The organism is Streptomyces radiopugnans (assembly GCF_900110735.1).
Classification (GTDB): domain Bacteria; phylum Actinomycetota; class Actinomycetes; order Streptomycetales; family Streptomycetaceae; genus Streptomyces; species Streptomyces radiopugnans.
Genome location: NZ_FOET01000004.1, coordinates 104,071 through 125,653 on the forward strand (window position 1 = coordinate 104,071; position 21,583 = coordinate 125,653).

Here is a 21,583-nt window from a genome sequence, read left to right on the forward strand (position 1 = left end):
GCTCCTCACACCCGGACGAAGTCGGAGTCGACGACGGAGGCGAGGTCGGCGGGCGTGGGGTAGGCGAAGACGAGCGAGACCGGCACCTCCACCCCCAGGGCCTCCTGGATCCTGCCGGTGATCTGGAAGGCGGTCAGGGAGTCGCCGCCGACCTCGTAGAAGTCGCTGTCGCGGTCGAGGCCGGCCGTGCCGAGGGTCTCCCGGTAGACGGCGACCAGCAGATCGACGGTGGCGGTGGCGTCGGCGGTGGCGGTGCTGGTGTCGGTGTCGGCGTGGTCGGTGGCGGTCATGGGATCTCCTCCAGGTGGTGTCGGGCGGTGGCGGCCCTCAGGGCCGCGGTGGTGTTGCCGCCGGAGACGACGGCGACGGATCCGGCGACGGACCTGCCGCGCCCGCGCTCGCGCAGCGCGCCGGCCAGTGCGACGGCTCCGCTGGGCTCGGCCCTGATCCCGCAGCGGTGCAGCAGGTCCATCGCGGCCAGGACGTCGGTGTCGGACACCGTGACCATGTCGTCGACGCGGTCACGGACGATCGGATAGGGCACCGTGCCCGGCCGCTGGCAGCGCAGCCCGTCGGCGACGGTGTCGCGGGAGGGCAGGCACAGCGGCCGGCCGGCCGCCAGGGAGCGGGCGTAGCGGGGCATGGTGGCGGGTTCGACGCCGACCACCCGTACCGGGTGGTCCCGGGCGGCCAGGCAGACCCCGGCCAGCAGTCCGCCGCCGCCGGTGGGGACGTAGACGGCGCCGGCGTCGGGCGCGTCGGCGAGGATCTCGGCCCCGACCGTGCCCTGGCCCGCGACAACGAGCGGATGGTCGGAGGAGGGCACGAACACCGCGCCGGTCTCCGCGGCCAGCGCGCGGGCCGCCGCGTCCCGTTCGCCGACCCCTCCCGCCACACCGATCGTGTCGGCGCCCAGGGTGCGGATCAGGGCGGCCTTGGCCTGGTTCGCGCCTGCCGCGAGCACCACGGTCAACCGGATGCCCAGCTCCGCGGCGAGCCCGGCCAGCGCGATCCCGTGGTTGCCGGAGGAACCGGTGACGATGTGGCGGGCCTTCAGCGCGAGGACTGCGTTGGCGGCCCCGCGCATCTTGAACGAGCCGCCGCGCTGGAGGTGTTCGGCCTTCAGCAGCAGCTCCGGCGCCGCGGCCGGTATCCGCAGCAGCGGGGTGCGCAGGACGTGCGCGGCGATACGGCGGGCGGCGAGGTGCAGGTCGACGGGGCCCGGTTCGACGGCGGTGGTCACAGGGTGCCTCCCGCACGGGCTCCCGCGACCGTCCCCGCGACCGGCTCCCCGGCCGTCCCCGCGCCCGCCAGGGTGCGGCGGTCGGCCTTGCCGCCGCGGGTGGTGGGCATCTCGTCGAGCCGTACGAACCGGCGGGGCATCAGGTGCGGCGGCAGGGTGCGCCCCAGGTGCACGCGCAGCGCCGCGTCGGTGACGTCCGCCAGATCGCCCGTGACGTGGGCGATGAGATGGCCGCGTCCGAGGTCGTCGGTGCCGGCGGTGACCACCGCCTGCGCCACCCGGGCATGGGCCAGCAGGGCGCCCTCGACCTCGGCGGGGTCGACGCGGTGACCGCGGATCTTGACCTGGCGGTCGTTCCGGCCGAGGTAGCGCAGTCCGCCGGGGCCCGCCTCGGCCAGGTCTCCGGTGCGGTACAGCCGGGCGCCGGGCGGGCCGAAGGGGTCGGGGACGAAGCGTTCGGCGGTGCGGGCGGGCAGGCCGCGGTAACCGCGGGCCACGCCGACGCCGCCGATGCACACCTCCCCCACGCTCCCCTGGGGCACCGGCTCCAGAGCGTCGTCGAGCAGCCGCACCACGACGCCGTCGATGGGCGTGCCCACGATGTCGGCGGCGGTGTCGGGCTCGGCGGGCACGACGTGGCGGGTGGAGGTCATGGTGCACTCCGTCGGGCCGTACTGGTTGACCAGGGCGCCCCGGATCAGGTCGCGCCCGCCGGCGGTGAGGAACGGCCGCAGCGACTCGCCGCTGGAGACGACCAGTTCGAGCCCGGCGAACAACCGCCGCGCGTCGGGCCTCCCGGCCAGGAAGGTCAGGAAGGAGGGGGTCACGCTCAGCAGCGCGGTCACCGAGTGGGCCCGTACGGCGGCGCCGAACGACTCGGGCCGCAGCAGCTCCGCGCGGGGCAGCAGGACCAGCCGGCCGCCGGCCAGCAGCGGCGCGAAGGTGTCGCGGATGGAGGCGTCGTAGCCCGGCGGCGCGATCTGGAGCGCCACGGTTGCGGGTCCCAGCCCGTAGTCGCGGGCGACGAAGCGCAGATAGGAGTCCAGGCTCCCGTGCTCGACCAGCACGGCGGCGGGCTCGCCGGTGGTTCCGGAGGTGTGGCTGACGTAGGCGAGCGCGCGGGGATCGGGCGGGGCCACCCGGGCGGCGGCAGAAGCGGGGGCGGCAGCGGCGGCGTCGGGGCGGTCCGTCAGCACCGGCCGGCCGGGCACGGGCAGGTCGAGGCGGCGGGCCAGGCCGGAGGTGGTCAGCAGCAGGTCGGCGCCACCGCTGCGGACGAGCGCGGCCAGCCGTGCGGGGGGCTGTTCGACGTCGAGGGTGAGGAAGGCCGCCCCGCAGCGCACGGCGGCGGCCACGGCCACCACGGCGTCCGCGCCGCGCGGCACTGCCACCGCGCAGACCGTCTCCGCACCGGCGCCCCGCTCCAGCAGGACGGAGGCCAGCGCGTCGATGCGGTGAACGAGTTCGGTGTAGGTCAGATCACCGCCGGGGGTGGTGAGCGCGATCCGGCGGGGGGCGCGGGCGGCGTGCTCGGCGATGTCGTCGACGAAGGTGCGCATCACGCCTCCTCCTCGCCCACTCGGCCGGCCGCCGGGTCGGTGACCGTGCGGTCGACGGCGACGAAGCGCAGTTCGGAGGTGTAGGTGTTGCCCTCGTCGTCGGTCAGCCAGGCCTGCTCGGGGGTGGGCAGCATCTCGCTCACCCTCACCCGGGCCCCGGGATCCTTGCGGGCCAGCCGGCGCAGCGCCTTGGCCAGGATGGTCACGTAGACCGGGCTGTCGAAGTCGACGTAGAACGGACGGGGTTCGGCCGGGGAGACCACGAACACGAAGCGCGGCAGGTCGTGTTCGCGCCGCCACTGCCTGGCCCGTACGAAGCGCCCGGCCTCGGTCTTCTCCTCGGCGAAGGCGAGGGAGGCCACCGGGAAGGTCCACGTCTCGCGGGCCACGACCATCCTGTCGACGGTGATCCGCGGGGTGTGGTCCCCCTCGGGACGCAGGGTGAAGCGGTCCATCACGCGCTGGGTGAGGGTGTTGGCGAAGACGTCCAGGAGGGGGAACTCGGCGCCGTCCGGCAGTACGGCGACCAGCCGGCCGCCGCGCTCCTCGACCGCGACGTCGGCGCCGAGGACCGTGCGCGGCCGGTGCGGGTCGCCGGTCTGGTCGACCAGGGCCACGCAGTAGTCCTCGGGCCGTTCCAGGGAGGGCCTGCTGCGCGCGGACCACTTCAGCGGCAGCTCCTTGGCCAGCATCGGCAGCAGTCTCGGCCCGGGGAAGTCGCGCGTGGTCTCGGCCACCAGTTCGGCCGGGTCGGGGTGCTGGTGCACGAAGAGCGAGGCGCCCATCGTGTTGAGGGCGCAGTGCATCTCGCCCAGGACCAGTTCGAAGTCCCCGCGCTCGACCGCCTCGCGGTCCTCGGCCAGGATCAGTACGTCGGGACTGACGTAGCGGGCCAGCGACCACCCCGCGCCCGGCTCGCCGAACTCCTCGCGCACCCGCGCGGCGATGTCGTCGCCGGCCAGCCGCACCCGGCGCGCGCCCTGCGGCACGTCCAGGACACGGGCCCACTTCGCCCGCAGCTCGGCCTGGATCGCGGCGATGTCGTCGGCCGCCTTCGGATGCGGCGAGGGCAGGCACTCCAGCCACAGCGTGCCCAGGTCCACCACTCCCCCGGTCCCGCCGGTCCCGCCGTCCGCCGCCTGCGCCCTCAGCCGGTCGTACACCCCGCGGATACGGGCGCCGACGGCCTCGGCGAAGCGGTTGGTCATCCAGCGCGCCGCGGTCAGGCACAGCTCCAGCGGCGCCAGTTCCGCCAGCAGGGCCGCACCGGCGGTGGCGGTGGCCGCACGCCGGGCGTCGGAGTAGACCAGGCCCCGGCAGGGCGCGGTCCGCTCGCCCTTGGCGCGCTGGGCGGCGGTGGCGGTCAGCGCGGCGAAGTCGGCCTCCAGGGCTCCGATGGCGGCGGTGAGCGCGTCGGCGTCCGTCCCCGCGGCCTGCACCGCGTCGCGTCCACGCTCCAGCACGGCCAGCTTCTCCAGGGCCCGCTCGCGCGCCCGCCGGTCCCCGACGCGCTCGAGCACGGCGCGCAGCGCACGCTCCGGGTGGGTGCTCGATGGCACGTCCAGCCGCCAGTGCACCCACCGCTTCCCGGCGAGCAGGCGCACGGTGTCGGCCGCCTCCTGCCGGCCGATCCCCGCCTCCGCGGCGATCTCGGCGACCGTCCGCCTGCCGTCGCACAGGCCCAGTACGGTGCGCTCGGTCCCGGTGAGCCGCTGGGGCGGCCGGCCCGGCAGCCGCACGGCCCCGTCGGCGACGCGTACGAACGACACCCGGCACGGGGGTATCCACGCCATCAGGGCCGGGTCCTCCCCGAGCGACCTGGCCAGTGCGTCGACGGCCCAGCTGGCGAAGTACACCCGCGAGCCGGCCAGGAACCCCTCGCCGGGGTCGACGGTGACGCCCCGTGCCGACAGGTCCCAGCGGCCCCAGCCGACGGGGCCGAAGAAGCCGATGGTGTCGTTCTTGACGCAGAAGCGCTGCCAGTAGTGCGCCACCAGCTCCTCGCGCTGGCGCGGCATGCTGGTGCGCCCGGCCGCGGTCGGCGTCCAGTTCAGGAACGGCGCGATGCCGGTGCGCAGCACGGCCGGGTTCTGCCAGGCCACCGCCGCTCTGAAGCGGGGCGTGGCGGCGATCCGCTGGAGCAGTTCGGCGGTGTGCACGGCGGCGGCGGAGAAGGCCTCGGTGAAGGCCTCCCACTCCGGGCCGCCGCGGTCCTGGCCGGGGCCGAACTTGTCGGCCGCCAGGGCCAGTCCGGGCGGCGCCAGCCGCAGCACCCCCTCGGCGGGGAATCCGGGGCCGCGCAGCGCGAAGTGCTCCCACAGCCGCCATCCCCCGGCGGGGAGACGCACGTTCTCCGGGACGTCCGACATGGCGGAGCTCCTTCCAGGGGGTTCGGCGGGCTCGGGAGGGTTCGGCCCTGTCCGGCCGTCCAGCACACTGCCGGGGCGCACCGCGGGGGCACCAGAGAAGAACCGGCGGCGACGCGTGCGGACACCGCCGCGCGTTCGTCCCTGTGGCGGCCCGGCGGGTCCGGGCACGCTGTGCCCGTGGACCGAGCGAGTGCGAGAGGACGTGACGCGATGAGCGACAGCCACGAGGCCGGCTACCTGGTCGTCCGCAACCACGAGGAGCAGTACTCCATCTGGCGGGCGGACCGCGAGCTGCCCGCGGGGTGGTCCGCCGAGGGCACCGGCGGAACCAGGCAGCAGTGCCTGGACCACATCGACCGCGTGTGGACGGACATGCGGCCCCTGAGCCTGCGGCGGGCGGCCGGAGTCTGAGGGTCGTGCGGCGGGGCGGGGCGTGAGGCGCCCCGCCCCGCCGCACGCTTGCCGGAAGCCCGCCCGGCGGGATCCGGACGACGTCCTCCACCGCCGGTGGGCTCTCCCGCGGCCGGTCCCCCACGGTCCCGCCCCGCCACCCGTACGTCCCGCCGGGCGCCGGGGGCGCGCGCCTCGCGCCGCACGGCCGGCGGTGCGCCTCGGCCCTGCCGTGCCGGCCGGGCTCCTTACCGGCGCGGGCCTACCGGACGGCGGCCCCCTGCCGGGCGCCTCCCTCTGAACGGGGTGCGGCTCCGCCTGAACGGGGTGCGGCCCCGCGGCACCGCCACCCCTGGCCCGGAACCGGTCGCGCCGGCCTCCCCGGTCCCGCCGGATCCCGTCGGTCCGCGCCCGGGCGGTCCCGCGCCGGATGCCACGGTCCTTTGGCCGCGTCCCGCCGCTGACATGCCGTCACCACCCGCGGGTTCCGCGCCGATACCCGCTCGCGGGACACCTCCCGTCCGGAACGAGCGGGTCAAGTCCCGCTTTCCGGAAGGGGTACGCGGCAGCCGCGTGGCAGCATGACGGCATGGCCGCCCCCACCGCCTCGCGGTGATCCCTCACCCGCGCCGAGACAGGCCGTCGGGTCCGGTCTCCGAGCCCGGTGCGCGGCCGAGTGCCGGGCCCCGCTGCCCGGAAGGCGGATGACGGCACCATGCCCGCGGGGCCCGCCGCGTACGGCGCCTCGGGCCCGGAGACCGGCAGTGGTCGCGAGCGGCAGCCGCAGCATGAGACGGAAGAGTGTATTCCGCAACCATACGGAGCCTTGCCTTTCCGACAGACGCCACCCTATCCTCACCGAAAGAAAGCGCTTTCTCCATCCGCGAGGACCACTCCGGCGGGGACGACCACCCCGACACCCGTCACGACCTCGCACATGAGCGCCTTCGATCCGGCACGGGGGTTCCACCGGGAATGTCGACGCGCCACGGAATGAAAGGGCATACGCCTGATGAAGACGTATCGCGCCACCTGCCCCGGCTTCGACGGCGACGACCTCCCGTAATGGCCGACCACGCCGCCGGCTTAGGCGGCCGCACCGCCGGACGGCGAAGCGGACGGGAGCACGGCCGCGGCGACCCCGTGGCCACCGCCGACCACCCCGGGGACTTCAAGACCACGGCGAACCGCCGGACCGGCGGCGACCTTCGGCATCTTTATGACATGGGCATGACATTCAGTAGCGGTATCGAGCACTCGAAGACGACATGGGAGGCGGAATGAGACGGACAGTCGCACTGCGGCTCTACGCGGGGCTGGCCACGATGGCACTCGCGGCCGCGACGGGCGTGGTCCTGTCGATGCCCGAGGCATCGGCGGCGCCCGGCGGCGCAACCGGCTACGCGACCCAGAACGGCGGGACCACCGGCGGCGAGGGCGGGCAGACGGTCCGGGCCACCACGGGAACCGCGATCCACCAGGCCCTGTGCAACCGGGCCGGCAGCAGCACCCCGATCACCATCCAGGTCGAGGGGACCATCAACCACGGCAACACCAGCAAGGTGTCGGGCGGCAGCTGCAACACCGCCGACGACAGGATCGAGCTCAAGCAGATCAGCAACGTCACGATCGTCGGAGTCGGCAGTGGAGCCGTCTTCGACCAGCTGGGCATCCACATCCGCGAGGCCAGCAACATCATCATCCAGAACGTGACGGTCAAGAACGTCAAGAAGTCGGGCTCGCCCACATCCAACGGCGGTGACGCCATCGGCATGGAGAGCGGCGTCCGCAACGTCTGGGTCGACCACGTCACCCTGGAGGCGTCGGGCGGGGAGTCGGAGGGCTTCGACGGCCTCTTCGACATGAAGGACGACACCAAGTACGTGACCCTGTCCTACAGCATCCTGCGGAACTCCGGCCGCGGCGGCCTCGTCGGGTCCAGCGAGAGCGACCTCTCCAACAGCTTCATCACCTACCACCACAACCTGTACCAGAACATCGACTCCCGCACCCCCCTGCTGCGCGGCGGCACGGCCCACATCTACAACAACCACTACGTGGGCATCGGCAAGTCCGGCATCAACTCCCGCGCCGGAGCACGCGCCAAGGTGGACAACAACTACTTCGAGGACTCCAAGGACGTCCTGGGCACCTTCTACACCGACGCGGCCGGCTACTGGCAGGTCAGCGGCAACATCTTCGACAACGTGACCTGGTCCAGCCGCAGCGGCGACAACAACCCGGCCGGGCCGGACCCGCAGTCCAACACCACCGTCGGCATCCCCTACTCCTACAGCCTCGACCGCGCCGACTGCGTGCCGAGCGTCGTGAGCCAGACGGCGGGGGCGGGCAAGGGCCTGAAGGTGTCCGACGGCAGCTGCTCGCCGCAGACACCTGCGCCGACCCCGACCCCGACGCCGACCGACCCCACGCCGACCCCGACCCCGACCGACCCCGCGCCGACGCCGACCCAGCCCGGCGGGACCAACCTCAGCATCGGGGCCGGCTCCGACGGCTCCGGCAAGGCCGACGGGACGAGCTACGGCAACGTGCGGGACGGTGACATGAGCACCTACTGGTCGCCGAGCGGCTCGACCGGTTCCGTCTCGATCAAGTGGGGCTCGGCCACCACGGTCTCCAAGATCAACATCCGGGAGGCGGCGGGCTCCGAGGGCAGCATCAGGTCCTGGCGGGTCGTCAACCACGACACCGGCGCCGTTCTGACCTCCGGCAGCGGGGCGGGCGTCATCACCTTCCCCCAGACCTCCCTGCGCAAGATCACCTTCGAGATCACCGGCTCGTCCGGCACGCCCAGGGTCGCCGAGTACGAGACCTACGCCGGATAACGGCACACCCCGCCGCCCGTCCGGACCGGTGCTCCCGGATCCGGACGGGCGGCTCCCGAACCGAAAACCCTTTTCCCCGCCCCGCGGCGGCAGGGCATCGTGACGGAATGGATCCCGTGGAGACCGTCCGGACCCGTCTGCTGCGAGAACTCGCCGGCACCGGCACCGGCGCAGGCGCCGCTCCGGAGGCGGCCGAGGCGCTCGCCGGCTCGCTCGCCCCCGACGCCACCTGGCCGGACGTCGACTACGCCCACCGCGCGGACGGCTCGGACTTCCCACCGCTGGACCATCTGCCGCGGACCCTGGCACTGGCGCTCTCGCCCTCGCCGGAGCACCGGGCCGCCGCCCTGAACGCCCTGGAGGCGTGGTACCGCGCCGACCCCCGCAGCGGCAACTGGTGGTACAACGAGATCGGCGTGCCGTGCCTGGTCGGTGACATCCTCCTGGCACTGGCCGACCGGCTGGGCTCCCGGCAGCGCGCCCGCTGGGGGCGGTGGCTCGCCGATCGCGCGGGTCCGGTGGAGATGACCGGGCAGAACCTCGTCTGGGCCCAGGGGATCGTGCTGCGCCGCGGCCTCCTGCTGGGCGACGGCGAGCTGACCGCTTCGGCCGTCCGCCGTATGTCGGCGGTGCTGCGGACGACCGACGGCGAGGGCATTCAAGAGGACTTCAGCTTCCACCAGCACGGACCGCAGCTGTACTCCGGCGGCTACGGCGCCTCCCTGACGGCCGACCTGTCCCTGTGGATCCACGCGGTGCACGGCACCCCGTGGGCCTTCGGCGCGCGTGAGGTCGGCCTGTTCACCGACTTCCTCCTGGACGGCCAGCAGTGGGCGGTGCACGGGGACGGCTTCGACTTCACCGCCATGGGCCGCGAGATCACCCGTGCCGAGGCGCACCGGGCGGGCGGCGCACTGCGCACCGTGATCCGCAGGCTGTCGGCCGCCGGCGCGCCCCGGCTGGAGGAGCTGGCAGCGTTCGACGCGCGTCTGGCCGCGGTGCGGGCAGGCGGCTCTCCCGCCGGAGCGGCCGGTCCGGTCGGCTGCCGCGCCTACCCCCGCTCGGACTACCTGGTGCACCGCCGGCCCGCCTGGTCGGTGTCGGTGCGTATGTCCTCCACCCGCACCGTCCCCACCGAAAGCCTCAACGGAGAGAACCTGCGGGGCCGGCACCTGGGTGACGGCGTGGCCGCGATCCGGGTCGGCGGTGGTTCCGAGGACGGTTACCGCGCCGTTCTGCCTCTGTGGGACTGGGCCCGGCTCCCGGGCGTCACGGCCGAGCAGTGCCCCGATCCGGCGGCCCTGTCCCCCCGTCCCGACGGTGAGCGCGGCGCCTCGCCGGACACCGGTGTCTGGTCGGACGGCCGGCACGGCATCGCCGTGATGCGGCTGGCGGGCACGGACCGCTTCACGGACGGCTGGAAGGCCTGGTTCTGCTTCGACGACCTCTTCGTCGCGCTCGGCACCGGCATCACCGCCCCGTCGGCGGGGCACCGGGTGCTGACCACCGTCGACCAGCGGCTCGCGGAGGGCCCGCCGGTCGTCGCCTCCCACCCGGACGGGCCACGCTGGGTGCACCACGGCCGCACCGGCTATGTGCCGCTGTCCGGTCACGGCTCGCTGTGCTCGCGGGTGGAACACCGCACCGGCAGCTGGGCGGACGTCACCGCGACCGGCTCCCCCGAGCGGCTGTCGGCATGGGTGTTCCACATCGGCTTCGACCACGGGCCGCGTCCGGACGGCGCCGCCTACGCGTGTCTGGTGCTGCCCGGCGCGGACCGGGCGTCCACCGCCGAGCGGGCTCGCACCCCCGGTGTCACCGTGCTGTCGAACACCCCGGGCAGGCAGTCCGTGCGGTGCGACCGCAGCGGGGTCACCCTCACCGCCCACCGCGGCGCGGACGGACCGGTGCTCGCGCCGGGCTGACGGAGCGTCCGCGGGCCCGTGGCCGCGGCGGCGCGGAGCCAACGGAAGTTATCCGTCCGGCAACGGTCGTTCCACGGAATGGCCCTGCCCACGGCACAGGCCGTAGTCTCGACCTATCATCAGGTGACGACCGTTCGGAGGGCACGGTGGCCGAGGCCTCTCACGACTCCCTGGACGAGGTCCTGGAGCGACTGGACGCTCTGTCCGAGGACAGAGGGCTCACCCGCGACGACGTCCTGGACCTCGGTGAGCTGTCCGCCGCCACCGGCCTCGGCACGAGGGAGATCCGCACCCTGCTGAGGGGCGGAAGGGTGCGGGAGCGCAAGGTGGGGGAGATCGCACCCCGGCGGGTGAACTTCCTGTACGAGCGGCGTCTGAGGGAGAGCGGAAGGCGGCCGGCCGACATCGTCGGCGAGGTGGCGGCCGGCCTGGGGGTGACCGGTGTCTGGGCTCGCAGTCTCCTCCATGGCGAGAAGTGCCCCAACGTGCCGCACCTCGCCGCGCTGGCCGACTACTTCGGGGTGCCGCTGACGTTCTTCACCGACTCCCCCCGCGACGCGCTGACCCGTGAACTCCGGCCGGTCGTGGGCCGGCTGGAGTCGGATCCGGTCAGGGGGGAGCCCGACCCCCTGACCGCTCTCGTCGGGGAGCACGGCACCAGGGCGATCGCCGCCCGCGGCGGCGGGCGTGCCCTCACCCGTGCCCAGCGGGAGGCCATCGCCAGGTTCGTCGCCGACTTCGTCGCGGACTCGGAGCCCGGGCGATGATGAAGGAGGGCAGAGGACACAGGGGCATCGGCAGGAGCACCCGGAAGGCCATGGACGGACTCGCCCGCCGGCTCATGGACGGCCTCAGCCGCGATCCCGGACTGGAGGTGCCCACGGACGCCGAGTCGCTGTGCCGGGCGCTGTGCCGGGAGATGAGCGTGCTCCGGGGGCGCCCTCTCGAACTGAGGGTCGAGGAACTGCCGCGCGAGGTGGGCGGCATCACCGGCCTGATGCTGTCCCTGGAGGAGCGGGACGTGATCCTCGTCGAACGCCGGGTGGAGGCCCCGCAGAAGCCGATCATCGTGGGCCACGAACTGTGGCACCTGCACCAGGGTCACAGCAGCTACCTGAGCCACGTGGAGGGCGGTGCCGCCGCCCGCATGCTGTCCCCCGCGGACCGCCTCGGTGACGGCGCGGTGCTGTGCGCCGCGGCCCGCAGCCACTGCGACGCGCGGGAGGAAGGGGAGGCCGAGGCGTTCGGCGTGCGCCTGTACCGGGATTTCCGCAGATGGCTCGTGGACGATCCGCTGGCCCCCCGTCCCGCCCGTACCGACGCGGTCGTCACCCGGCTGCGGACGACCCTCGGCCCCCGGTGAGGCGACCGGACCCCGTGGACGCCTCCGAAGACGTCATCCCCCACATCTACTACCTCGCGGCGGCCGTGGCGCTGCTGCCCCTGTTCCTCAAGATGCGGTCGATCATCCGCGCGCGGCACGAGTCGCTGCTCCGCGTGGTGAGCCTTCTGCTGATCATGGCCTTTCTCGTCCTCGCCTCCGCGGCCCCCCAGAGCATCGCCCTGATCAACCGGACCACGGGCGTGGCCAACATCGCGGCGCCCTGGGTCTACAGCCTGCTCACCGCGTTCAGCGCCTGCTGCCTGCTGATGCTCATCGCGTGGCGGGACGGGATCAGCCCGGCGGCCAGCCGCGCGATGCGGTCGGTCATCGTCGTGTACTCACTGGTCATCGTCGCGCTGTGGGTGCTCTTCGCGCTCGGCGATCCCGATGTCGAGCGACTGCGCGACTTCGACACGTACTACGCCAACGAGCCGTACCTGCGCGAAATGATCATGCTCTACATCGTGGCCCACACCGTCGCCGACATCGTGAACTTCGTGCTGCTGCGGTCCTGGGAGCACCGGGTGCGCCACGTCGACGCCTGGCTCCGCGCCGGGCTGCTGCTCATGGGCGCCGGTTACATCACCACCCTCGGCTTCAACGGGCTCAAGCTCGCCGCGGTCGTCGGCCGGTGGAGCGGCCACGATCTGGACTGGCTCAGCACCCAGGCCGCCCCGCTGCTCGGCGCCGCCGGTTCCATCGTCATCGGCGCGGGCTTCCTGATACCCCACGCGGGCCAGGCCGCCCACGAGTTCTGGCGGGCCGGGCTGCGCCACCGCAGGCTCCTGCCCCTGTACCGGTTGCTGAAGCAGCACGTTCCGGCCGGTCCTTCCACGCTCGTCGGCAAACCGGACATCCACACGTCCCTGACGATCCGGGAGAAGGAGATACGGGACAGCCTCTACATCCTGGCCCCGTACCTGGACCACGAGTTGCACCGCCGGGCCCGCCGGGCGGTCCTCGACCCCGATCCCGTGCTCGGGGAGGCGCTCGGCCGGCGGTTCGCACCCCGGGAGGCCGAGGGGGTCGCCGGCGCCGTGGCCCTCGTCGCCGCCATCGCCGCCCGGGCGGAGGACCCGGGCAGGGGCGCCGAGTGGAGGAGCCCCGACAACCTGCTCCGCGACGTCGAAGCCGTCTCCAGGGCACTGCGCCGTCCCGATACCGTCGAAACGGTCCACCGCAACGTGGCCGCCAGGCCGGAGAGCACCCCCACGGCATGGAACGACACCCCCGCACCATGAGATCCGCCATAGTCCTCGGCGGCAGCCTGGCCGGCATGCTCGCGGCCCGCGCCCTGGCCGACTTCGCGACCGTCACCGTCGTGGAGCGCGACGCCCTCCCCGACGGTCCCGGGCCCCGCAGGGGACTGCCCCAGGCACGGCACACCCATGTGCTGTGGTCCGGCGGCGCGAGGGCCGTCGAGGAGTTGCTGCCCGGCACTGCGGACCTGCTCCGTGGGCGCGGAGCGCACTACGTGCCGGTGCCCACCGACATGGTCGTCCTCAGCCCGCGGGGGTGGTTCCGCCGCTGGGAGGAGTCGCACCACACGCTCCTGTGCAGCCGTGAGCTGCTCGACTGGGCCGTACGCCGGCAGGTCCTCGGCCACGAGCGCGTCACCGCCCTGGAGAACACCACCGCCGACGGTCTCCTCGGCGGCGCGGACGCGGTCACCGGTGTCCGCGTCCGCCGGGCGGACGGCACCGAGGACACGCTCACCGCGGACATGGTCGTCGACGCCACCGGCCGCGCCTCCCGCGCCTCCTCCTGGCTGCGGGACCTGGGCCTGCCCGCTCCGGCCGAGCGGAGGATCGACCCGGGCCTCGTCTACGCCAGCCGTGTCTTCCGGGCCCCCGCCGCCGTACGCGCGCTGGGACGCTTCCCCACCGTCATCGTCCAGGCCGACCCCCGGCAGGCCCCCGGGCGGGGCGCCTCGCTCGTCATGATCGAGGACGGGCGCTGGATCGTCACCCTGTTCGGGACCCGCGGAGGCGAACCGGACGGGGACGCCGACGCCTTCACCGGCTTCGCCCTGGAAGCGCCCCGGCACCCGATCGTCGGCCGGCTCATCGCGCACGCCGAGCCCCTCACCGAGGTCACCCTCACCCGTTCCACCGCCAACTACCGCCGCTACTACGAGCGGATGCGACGCTGGCCGGAGGGGTTCGCCGTCCTCGGCGACGCCCTGGCGGCCTACAACCCCAGTTACGGGCACGGGATGTCCACCGCGGCCCAGAGCGCCGTCGCCCTGCGGGACACGGTCAGGCGCCGCGGCTGGGGGAGCCCGGGGCTGGCCCGGCGCGTCCAGCGGGCCGTGGCCGGGCCGGTGGACACCGCGTGGGTCCTGGCCGTCGGCCAGGACGTGCTGTACCCGGGCGCCACCGAGCACGGCCCCACCCTCCGCGACAGGGCCGCGGCCGCCTACGTCGACCGGCTGCTCCACACCGCGACCGGCAACGGCTGGGTGGCCCGCCGCGTCACCGACGTCACCTCCCTGGAACGCCCGGTGTCCGTGCTGGGCGACCCCCGCCTGCCCCTCGCCGCGCTCCGCGGGCCCCGCCGTCCGCAGCTCGGCGGGCCTCCCCTCACCGGGGAGGAGACAGCCGCCGCCGGCTTGTCCGCTCCGTCCGTCACGGCTTCGGACTGACCGGTCGCCGAACGCCCCTCGGCGGTGCCGCCCCCGGCCCCGCCTACGGCGGGTCCGGGGCCCCGCGGTCGGAGGGCGCCCCGCGAAGGAGCCTCCACACCTCCTCGGCGGCCTGCTCCGCCGCGGGCCTGCCGGGCATGGCGACCCACCGGGTGAACACCCCGACGAACGCCCCGGCGAGGTAGTGGGCGCGCAGTTCCAGGAGCGGAGCGGCTCCGCTCCCGTCTCCGCCGTCGGCCGCCCCCAGCTGGGCCGCCACCTCCTCGGCCAGCAGTTCCCTGAGCCGGTTGACGAAGCGCGCGGACCCCCCGGGCCCGAGCATCCGCCGGTACAGTGTCGCGTTCGCCTCCACGTGGCGGAACAGCTCCGCCAGTTCGCCCGGGGCGCTCCGTGCGGGGTGCGTCAGCGGGCACCGGGCGGCCGCGCGGGCGAGCCGGCCGACTTCCTCCTCCATGGCGTCCAGGAGCAGGGCGTCCCGGTCGCGGTAGTGCTGGTAGACGGTCGCGCGGTTGACCGTGGCGCGTTCCGCGATGTCGGCGATGGTCATGGAGTCGACGTCCCGTTCCGCGGCGATCGCCAGCGCCGCCTCCCGGAGCAGGGCGCGGGTCCGCAGTACACGAGGATCCACACGGTCGGCGGGCAGTGTCCTCTGCTTCGGCACGTCCGCCAGCATATCCACCGGACGACAAGCGGTGCCTATGCGACGTGTGTCGCTCAGTGGCCGGGTTCGGAACCGGACGGCGGCTCCGGACGGCCGGAGCTCACTAAACAACACACGTTGCTTAGACAACTTGCGTCGTTTAGTCTTTCGGCATGCGAATCGAGATCTGGGCGGACGTCGTCTGCGCGTGGGCGTACATCGGCAAACGGCGCCTGGAGCGGGCGCTGCCCGGCCGAAGCGGTACGGAGGTCGTCTGGCGGCCCTTCCGGATCGACCCGACCGCCCCGGCCCGGGCCGTTCCGCTGGAGGAAGCACTGCGCGACCCCCTCATGGACGAGGCACTGCGCGCCTGCGCGCCGGGGCTGTCACCGGCGCGGAATCGGGCGCGGATCTCGCGGGTGGCCGCCCGCGAGGGCCTGGGGCCGCCCTGGGGCTCCAGGTGGCGCGTCAGCAGCCACGGCGCCCACCGGCTCATCGCCCTGGCCTACGAGCACGGCGGCCCGTCCGTGCAGGGCGCCGTGGCCGAAGGCGTGATGCGCGCGAACTTCGTCGAGGGCCTGGACATCGGCGACCGGGCGGTCCTCGGCGAGGTGGCCGCGGCGGCCGGCTTCCCCCTCGGCGCGGAGCTGCTGGACGGCGAGGCGGGCGAGGTCCTCGTGCGCGAACTGCTGCTGCGGGGCAAGGCCCGGGGGGTGCGCACCTCGCCCACCATCGTCGTGGGCGGCCGGGCGCTGGCGGGCGCCCAGCCGCCGGAGGCCATCGCGGACTTCCTGCGCGGCGGCGAGCGCGAGCGCCCCGTTCCCGCCGAGGTCGAGCGGATGCGGTGGGCCGAGTCGCTCATGGACCAGCGCGACCCGCTGGGCGCCCTGGTGATGCTGCGTCCGCTGCTGGAGGAGTTCGGCGAGGACCGCGGGGTCCGGCTGCTGGCCGCCCGGGCCTGCTTCGCCTCCGCCCAGCTGAACCGGGCCCGGGCCGCCCTGGAGTCGCTGGTCGGGGAGTTCCCGGGCGACCTGTGCGTACGGAGGCTGTACGGACGCGCTCTGGAACGCCAGGGCCGCGACGAGGAGGCCCGTCCCCATCTGCGGCTGGCGGCCGCCGCGGACGGCTGAGGACCCGGTCCGGCGGCGGGCGCCGTCCGCCCGGAGAGGCGGAGCCCCGCGGCCGGCCGTGCGCGGACGGCCGGCCGCGGGGCTCCGCCGGTGGGGCCTACGCCCGCTGCCCGCCCGGCCGGCAGACCGGGCGGGCAGCGGTCACGGCGTCACCGTCCTGCCGCCGAAGGACACGACCAGGCGCCCGTCGGAGGCGAAGGACCAGCTCATGGCACCGGCGTACGAGGAGCACCGGGAGCCGTTCGAGCCGGACCAGAACTGGTTCGAGCCGTCGGCGTCGCCGACGGTCTTGTCGTTGGACCCGCTGCCGCTGCGGCACGAGACATTGTCCCGGAACACCGAGGTGCCGGCGTCGAAGGAGTAGTTGCGCTGGGCGTTGTCGATGCTGACGTTGCCCGACACCGTCATCCTGCCGGGGTTCCTGTTGTAGGTGAACCCGTGCTTGCCGTTGTCGTAGGCGATGCTGCGCCGGATGACGTGGTCGACCCCGATGTCCTCGCCGCCGAGCTTGTAGCCGTTGCGGTCGCCGCTGGAGTTCTGGGTGCCGTCGCTGAGGGTGCCGTTCTCGTAGGCGAGGGAGTCCTCGATGGTCACCGCGCCGATGGGCCCGGTCTCGTCCTTGGTGTAGAGGTCCCAGCCGTCGTCGATGTTGTTGTGGGCCACCGTGTGGCGGAAGACGTTCCCGGGTCCGGAGGTGAGCTTCGCGGCGAAGCCGTCGGCGTCCTCGCCGTCGGAGTCGGCGTTGTCGTGCGACTCCGCGCTCAGGATGAGGTTGCGGGAGGGCCACTGGTCGCGGGGGGTGGAGGAGGACATCCGCGAAAGCTGCAGTCCCGTGTCGCGGTTGAAGCGCGTCACCGTGCGCTCGATGACGTTGTCGCTGCCGCCGACGAAGATCCCGTTGTCGCCGGCCCGCTCGACGACGATGCCCTTGACGTGCCAGTACGACCCGTTGACGGCGAGTCCGCGGTTGGACGAACTCTCGCTCTGCGCCGAGAAGTCCAGCACCGGCGTCTCACCCGGGTAGGCGGACAGTTCCGTGCGGTCGCCCGGTGTGCCGTCGTTGCCCTGCGGGATGGTGACCGTCTGCGAGAAGCGGTAGGTGCCGCCGCGCAGAAGGATCGTCCCGCCGGGGGCGACCCGGCTGATCGCCGAGGTGAGCGTCGTCGGATCGGACTCCGTCCCGGAAGCGCCGGCACTGCCGTTCGGCGCCACGTACAGCGCGGAGCCCGAGGGCGGCGGCGTGGTGCCGTCGCCGGCCACCTCGGCGTCGAGGTGGTCGATGTTGGGCAGACCACCCGTACCGGTGGGACTGAGCCGGACGGTGTTGCCGCCCTGCCTCACCGGCACCGTGAGCGTCTTCGTCGTCCATCCGTCCCACACGCCGGTGGTCTCGAACGACGCCGACGCGACCGCCGAGCCGTTCACCGTGATGTCCGCGGGCCGTGCGGCGGCGGTTCCGTTGGCGAAGCGGACCGACAGCGTCGCGGTGCCGGCCTGCGGGGCGTCCACCGTGAACCGGGCGGCCGCGCCCACGGCGTTGCGGCCGTTGCAGAAGCCCGTTCCGGAGTAGCCGGCGTGTTCGGACTCGATGGCGCCGTCGCAGGTGGCGGGAGCGCGCTCGGCCTCGTAGCGGACCGGCGCGGCCGTCGCCGTGGCGCCGGGCAACGCCACGGCGACGCCGGCCGCCAGGGTGGCGCAGGCCAGTAAGGACAGCGGGGTTCTCGGCCTCATCGGGACATCGCCCTTCTGTGGGGGGTGCCTGCACGGCAGGCATGGCGGTGTGGCTTTCGACATGAAGGATGGAAAGCGCTTGCCAAGCTAAGAGGGCAGTCCAGGCACGTCAATAGAAGGGACCGAGGAGAAGATGTTCGACAAGCGGTTGCTCAGAACCGGACCCACCCGCCGGGATCACGCGCCCCGCCCGCCCGTGTCACCGGACCGGGCGGGGCGCGGAAACCGGGCCGCCGGGGTCAGACCGCCGGGGCGGGGTAGGTGGGGTACTCGACGCCGGAGACGTGCTGGACGACGCGGACGACCTGGCAGGAGTAGCCGAACTCGTTGTCGTACCACAGGTAGAGGATCGCGTTGTCGCCCTCGACCTTGGTGGCGCCCGCGTCGACGATCGAGGCGTTGCGCGAGCCGATGAAGTCGCTGGAGACCGCGTCGGGGGCGCTGATGAAGTCGATCTGGCGCTTGAGCGGTGAGGTCAGCGACACGTTGCGGAGGTAGTCGAGGACCTCCTCGCGGGTGGTCTCGCGGGCCAGTTGCAGATTGAGGATCGCGATCGAGACGTCCGGCACGGGGACGCGGATGGAGCTTCCGGTGATCTTCGCCTTGAGGTCGGGCAGGGCCTTGGCGACGGCGGAGGCGGCACCGGTCTCGGTGATGACCATGTTGAGCGGCGCCGAGCGGCCGCGGCGGTCGGACTTGTGGTAGTTGTCCAGCAGGTTCTGGTCGTTGGTGAACGAATGGACGGTCTCAACGTGGCCGCGCAGGACGCCGTACTCGTCGGCCATCGCCTTCAGCGGGGGCACGATCGCGTTGGTGGTGCAGGAGGCGCAGGACAGGATCCGCTCGTCCGGCTTGATCGTCTCGTGGTTGACGCCGTGGACGATGTTGGGGACGTCGCCCTTGCCCGGCGCGGTCAGGACGACCTTGTCGACACCGGGGCGCAGGTGCTTGGACAGGCCCTCCCGGTCGCGCCACCTGCCGGTGTTGTCGATGAGGATGGCGTTCTTGATGCCGTACGCCGTGTAGTCCACCGCCGTCGGGTCGTCGGAGTAGATCACCTGGATCTCGTTGCCGTTGGCGATGATCTTGTTGTTCGCCTCGTCGACGGTGATCGTGCCCTGGAACTGGCCGTGGATGGAGTCGCGGCGCAGCAGCGAGGCGCGCTTGACGAGGTCCGGGCCGGCGGCCTTGCGGACGACGATGGCGCGCAGCCGCAGGCCGTTGCCGGAGCCGGTCTTCTCGATGAGCAGGCGGGCGAGGAGGCGGCCGATGCGGCCGAAGCCGTAGAGGACCACATCGCGCGGCTCGCGGCACTTGATCTTGTTGTCGCCGGTGGCGCCGGCGACGGCTTCGGCGGTGAACTCCTCCACCGTCAGCCCGCGGTCGTCGGCCCGGTACGTCGCGGCGAGCATGCCGATGTCGATCTGGGAGGGGCCGAGGTCCAGCGTGGTGAGGGCCTGCAGGAACGGCAGCGTCTCGGTGACCGAGAGTTCCTCGCCGGCGATCTGCCGGGCGAACCGGTGGGTCTTGAGGATGCTGACCACCGACTTGTTCACCAGGGAGCGGCTGTGGAGCAGGATCGTGACGTCCCGCTCCCGGTGCAGCTTCCCGATGATCGGGATCATCGACTCCGCGATCTCCTCGCGGTTCTTCCAGTTGGTGAACGAGTCCACGGTGGTAGTCACAGGTTCATCTTTCGAGCTAGGCGGTGCTCATATGTTAACCACCCCCTATTCTGATCACCCGGGTGGTACCGCCCTGACCGGGGGTGCCGCGGCGGCGCCCGGCAGCACGGCCGCCACGGGAGCCGGGCGACCGCTCACCGGCGGGCCGGCCGCGGGTGAGCGGCGCCCGCCGGTGAGGTACGGCCGGGTCAGGCGACGGCGCAGGCGCTGCCGCTGAGCGTGAACGCGGTCGGCGCGGTGCTCGGGCCGTCGACGGCGGCGAGGAAGCCCAGGGTGACGGAGCCGCCCGCCGGAATGGTGCTCGTGTAGGAGGCCGGGGTCACGCTCACCGACTCCCCCTCCTGCGTGGGCGTACCGCCCCACATGGTGCTGATGACCTGGCCGTCGTCGAGGGTGAAGGCCAGGGTCCAGCCGTCTACGGCGGCGGCGCCGGTGTTGCGGATCACGATCTCGCCCTGGAAGCCGCTGCCCCACTCCCCCACGACCCTGTAGCCGACGGAGCAGGTGCCCGCGGTGCCGCCCTCGGCGGTGGTGACGGTGACGGTGCCCGAGCGGGCGGAGCGGTTGCCGGCCGCGTCCCTGGCGTAGACCGCGAAGGTGTAGTCGGTCTCGGCCGTCAGACCGCTCAGGGTGACCTTCTCGGTCGCCGAGCCGGCGATCCGGGTCTCGGTGCCGCCGTCGACGCGGACGATGTCGTAGCCGGTGACGCCCACGTTGTCGGTGGAGGCCGCCCAGCTCAGGGTCGCGGAGGTGGCGGACACCTCCGAGGCGGTGGGGGCGCCGGGGGCGGTGGGGGCTTCGGTGTCGCCGGAGTTCCCGCCGAAGACGGTGGCCTCGCGGGAGGTCTGCGCGATGCCGTTCTCCCCGTGGAAGACGCGCTGGCCCCAGGGGCTGAGCCGGCCGGGGTCGAAGTCGATGACCAGGTCGAGGATCGGATCGGTGTTGCCGCTCCAGGACCAGGCAAGGTAGCCGAGGCCGAGCTGCTCGGCGGTGGCCATCATGGCGTCCTCGTTCGGGTCGCCCCACTGGTCGGCGGGCCCGCCGAACTCGCCGATGAGGACGGGCAGTCTGGCGTCGACGAAGGCGTTGAGGTAGTCGGAGACCTTCTCGGCGGTGTCGTAGACGCTGTACATGTGGATCGAGAAGATCAGGTTGCCGGTGGGGTCCGCGTCGTAGACCGTTCGCGCGTTGGCGCGCATGACCCCCTGCCAGTCCTGGCCCCAGTTGGGCGCGTCCACCATGATCGTGTGCTCGAAGCCGGCGTCGCGCAGCTTCTGGACGGCGTCGATGGTCGGCCGGGTCCAGCCGGCGGGGTCGGTGTTGCCCCAGGGCTCGTTGCCGATGTTGACGATGACGTATTCCTCTTCGCCCGCGAGCACGTCCCGCAGGCCGATCCAGTAGTCGGCCGCCTGGTCCAGCGAGGCGGCGGCGGCCTCCTCGCCGTAGCCGGTGGTGTCGTGCACCTCCAGTACGCAGATCAGCCGGTTCTCCTTGCACTGGCCGACGACGGCGGCCACGTCCTGCGGGCTGTTCTCGCTCCAGCGGTGACCGCTCGCGAGGACGACGCGGACGGTGTTGGCGCCCGTCTCCTTGATGTCGGCGAGCGACTGCGTCTCGCCCGGGTACCAGGTGTGGGCGTGGTTGACGCCGCGCATGACGAAGTCGTTGCCGTTGGCCTCGAGCAGGCGGCCGTCCTCGATGTGGAGGCCGGCCGCCGATGCGCCGGCCGGTTCGGCGTGGGCGGCCGGGCCCGTGGCGCCCGTGCCGAGGAAGGTGGCCAGCCCGGCTAACAGGGCGACCAGCGCTCTTGTTCTTCTCACCGCGACTCCGGAAGGGAACGGAAACCGACGTGGGTTCCTGATGGATTTTGGGAGCGCTCCCATGCTTCTCGCCCTGTTCGTGTCCCGTCAAGGTGCCGCACACGGTTCCCCACCCGGACGGCCGCGGGAGTACCGCCGGGCGGGCCGGGCCCGCAGGCCCGTCAGGACACGCCCGGCCGTGTCGGTAGCGGCTGCCGACTGTGCGGTGTAGCGTCGT

17 protein-coding genes are annotated in these 21,583 nt (G+C 73.3%); 9 read left to right on the forward strand and 8 right to left on the reverse strand.

Annotation, left to right across the window (positions count from 1 at the left end; all coding sequences use genetic code 11):
- Positions 1 to 5: 5 nt before the first annotated feature.
- The 4 genes from BMY40_RS10605 to BMY40_RS10620 are packed head-to-tail and all read right to left on the reverse strand — an operon-like array spanning position 6 to position 5,171.
- Entirely contained in the window at positions 6 to 290 is a 285-nt protein-coding gene (locus tag BMY40_RS10605; protein WP_093658019.1) for an acyl carrier protein, read from the reverse strand.
- Positions 287 to 1,243: a threonine ammonia-lyase gene (locus BMY40_RS10610; RefSeq protein WP_093658021.1), complete on the reverse strand. Its 957-nt coding sequence runs from the start codon at positions 1,241 to 1,243 to the stop codon at positions 287 to 289. Before BMY40_RS10610 ends, BMY40_RS10605 begins: the two co-directional genes overlap by 4 nt.
- A complete protein-coding gene (locus BMY40_RS10615) occupies positions 1,240 to 2,802 on the reverse strand; it encodes an amino acid adenylation domain-containing protein (RefSeq protein WP_093658023.1) in 1,563 nt (520 codons plus the stop codon). The genes BMY40_RS10610 and BMY40_RS10615 overlap by 4 nt, the downstream gene beginning before the upstream one ends.
- Positions 2,802 to 5,171, reverse strand: coding sequence for a lantibiotic dehydratase (locus BMY40_RS10620; protein WP_093658025.1), 2,370 nt, complete (start codon positions 5,169 to 5,171; stop codon positions 2,802 to 2,804). Before BMY40_RS10620 ends, BMY40_RS10615 begins: the two co-directional genes overlap by 1 nt.
- A 210-nt stretch (positions 5,172 to 5,381) precedes the next feature.
- Between BMY40_RS10620 and BMY40_RS10625 the strand changes: the two genes are divergently transcribed.
- The 8 genes from BMY40_RS10625 (at position 5,382) to BMY40_RS10655 (ending at position 14,360) form a co-directional block, all read left to right on the forward strand.
- Positions 5,382 to 5,582 (forward strand): MbtH family protein, encoded by a 201-nt coding sequence (locus BMY40_RS10625; RefSeq protein WP_093658027.1) that lies wholly within the window; start codon positions 5,382 to 5,384, stop codon positions 5,580 to 5,582.
- A 1,044-nt stretch (positions 5,583 to 6,626) separates the two neighbouring features.
- On the forward strand, positions 6,627 to 6,845 hold the full coding sequence (locus BMY40_RS27755) for a hypothetical protein (RefSeq protein ID WP_143071762.1): 219 nt from the start codon (positions 6,627 to 6,629) through the stop codon (positions 6,843 to 6,845).
- Positions 6,842 to 8,407, forward strand: coding sequence for a pectate lyase family protein (locus BMY40_RS10630; protein ID WP_093658029.1), 1,566 nt, complete (start codon positions 6,842 to 6,844; stop codon positions 8,405 to 8,407). Before BMY40_RS27755 ends, BMY40_RS10630 begins: the two co-directional genes overlap by 4 nt.
- Before the next feature lie 107 nt (positions 8,408 to 8,514).
- Positions 8,515 to 10,332: a polysaccharide lyase family 8 super-sandwich domain-containing protein gene (locus BMY40_RS10635; protein ID WP_093658031.1), complete on the forward strand. Its 1,818-nt coding sequence runs from the start codon at positions 8,515 to 8,517 to the stop codon at positions 10,330 to 10,332.
- Between the two features lie 146 nt (positions 10,333 to 10,478).
- Positions 10,479 to 11,099, forward strand: a complete 621-nt coding sequence (locus BMY40_RS10640; RefSeq protein ID WP_093658033.1) for a hypothetical protein — start codon at positions 10,479 to 10,481, stop codon at positions 11,097 to 11,099.
- 50 nt (positions 11,100 to 11,149) lie between these two features.
- Positions 11,150 to 11,695 (forward strand): hypothetical protein, encoded by a 546-nt coding sequence (locus BMY40_RS10645; protein ID WP_093658035.1) that lies wholly within the window; start codon positions 11,150 to 11,152, stop codon positions 11,693 to 11,695.
- Positions 11,696 to 11,709: 14 nt separating this feature from the next.
- A complete protein-coding gene (locus BMY40_RS10650; RefSeq protein ID WP_093658037.1) occupies positions 11,710 to 12,957 on the forward strand; it encodes an MAB_1171c family putative transporter in 1,248 nt (415 codons plus the stop codon).
- Complete coding sequence (locus BMY40_RS10655) at positions 12,954 to 14,360, forward strand: FAD-dependent oxidoreductase (RefSeq protein ID WP_177213955.1); 1,407 nt, start codon at positions 12,954 to 12,956, stop codon at positions 14,358 to 14,360. Before BMY40_RS10650 ends, BMY40_RS10655 begins: the two co-directional genes overlap by 4 nt.
- 43 nt (positions 14,361 to 14,403) lie before the next feature.
- Here BMY40_RS10655 and BMY40_RS10660 read toward each other — a convergent pair whose 3' ends face one another.
- Positions 14,404 to 15,021, reverse strand: coding sequence for a TetR/AcrR family transcriptional regulator (locus BMY40_RS10660; RefSeq protein WP_245769997.1), 618 nt, complete (start codon positions 15,019 to 15,021; stop codon positions 14,404 to 14,406).
- Between the two features lie 152 nt (positions 15,022 to 15,173).
- On the opposite strand from BMY40_RS10660, the gene BMY40_RS10665 reads away from it, so the two are divergent.
- On the forward strand, positions 15,174 to 16,130 hold the full coding sequence (locus tag BMY40_RS10665; protein WP_093658041.1) for a DsbA family oxidoreductase: 957 nt from the start codon (positions 15,174 to 15,176) through the stop codon (positions 16,128 to 16,130).
- Between the two features lie 141 nt (positions 16,131 to 16,271).
- On the opposite strand, the gene BMY40_RS10670 is transcribed toward BMY40_RS10665, so the two are convergent.
- From BMY40_RS10670 to BMY40_RS10680, 3 genes are all read right to left on the reverse strand, one after another.
- A complete protein-coding gene (locus BMY40_RS10670) occupies positions 16,272 to 17,861 on the reverse strand; it encodes a carbohydrate-binding protein (RefSeq protein ID WP_245769998.1) in 1,590 nt (529 codons plus the stop codon).
- A gap of 239 nt (positions 17,862 to 18,100) precedes the next feature.
- Positions 18,101 to 19,546 (reverse strand): glyceraldehyde-3-phosphate dehydrogenase, encoded by a 1,446-nt coding sequence (locus tag BMY40_RS10675; protein WP_093658045.1) that lies wholly within the window; start codon positions 19,544 to 19,546, stop codon positions 18,101 to 18,103.
- Between the two features lie 188 nt (positions 19,547 to 19,734).
- Positions 19,735 to 21,366: a cellulase family glycosylhydrolase gene (locus BMY40_RS10680; protein ID WP_245769999.1), complete on the reverse strand. Its 1,632-nt coding sequence runs from the start codon at positions 21,364 to 21,366 to the stop codon at positions 19,735 to 19,737.
- Positions 21,367 to 21,583: the final 217 nt, after the last annotated feature.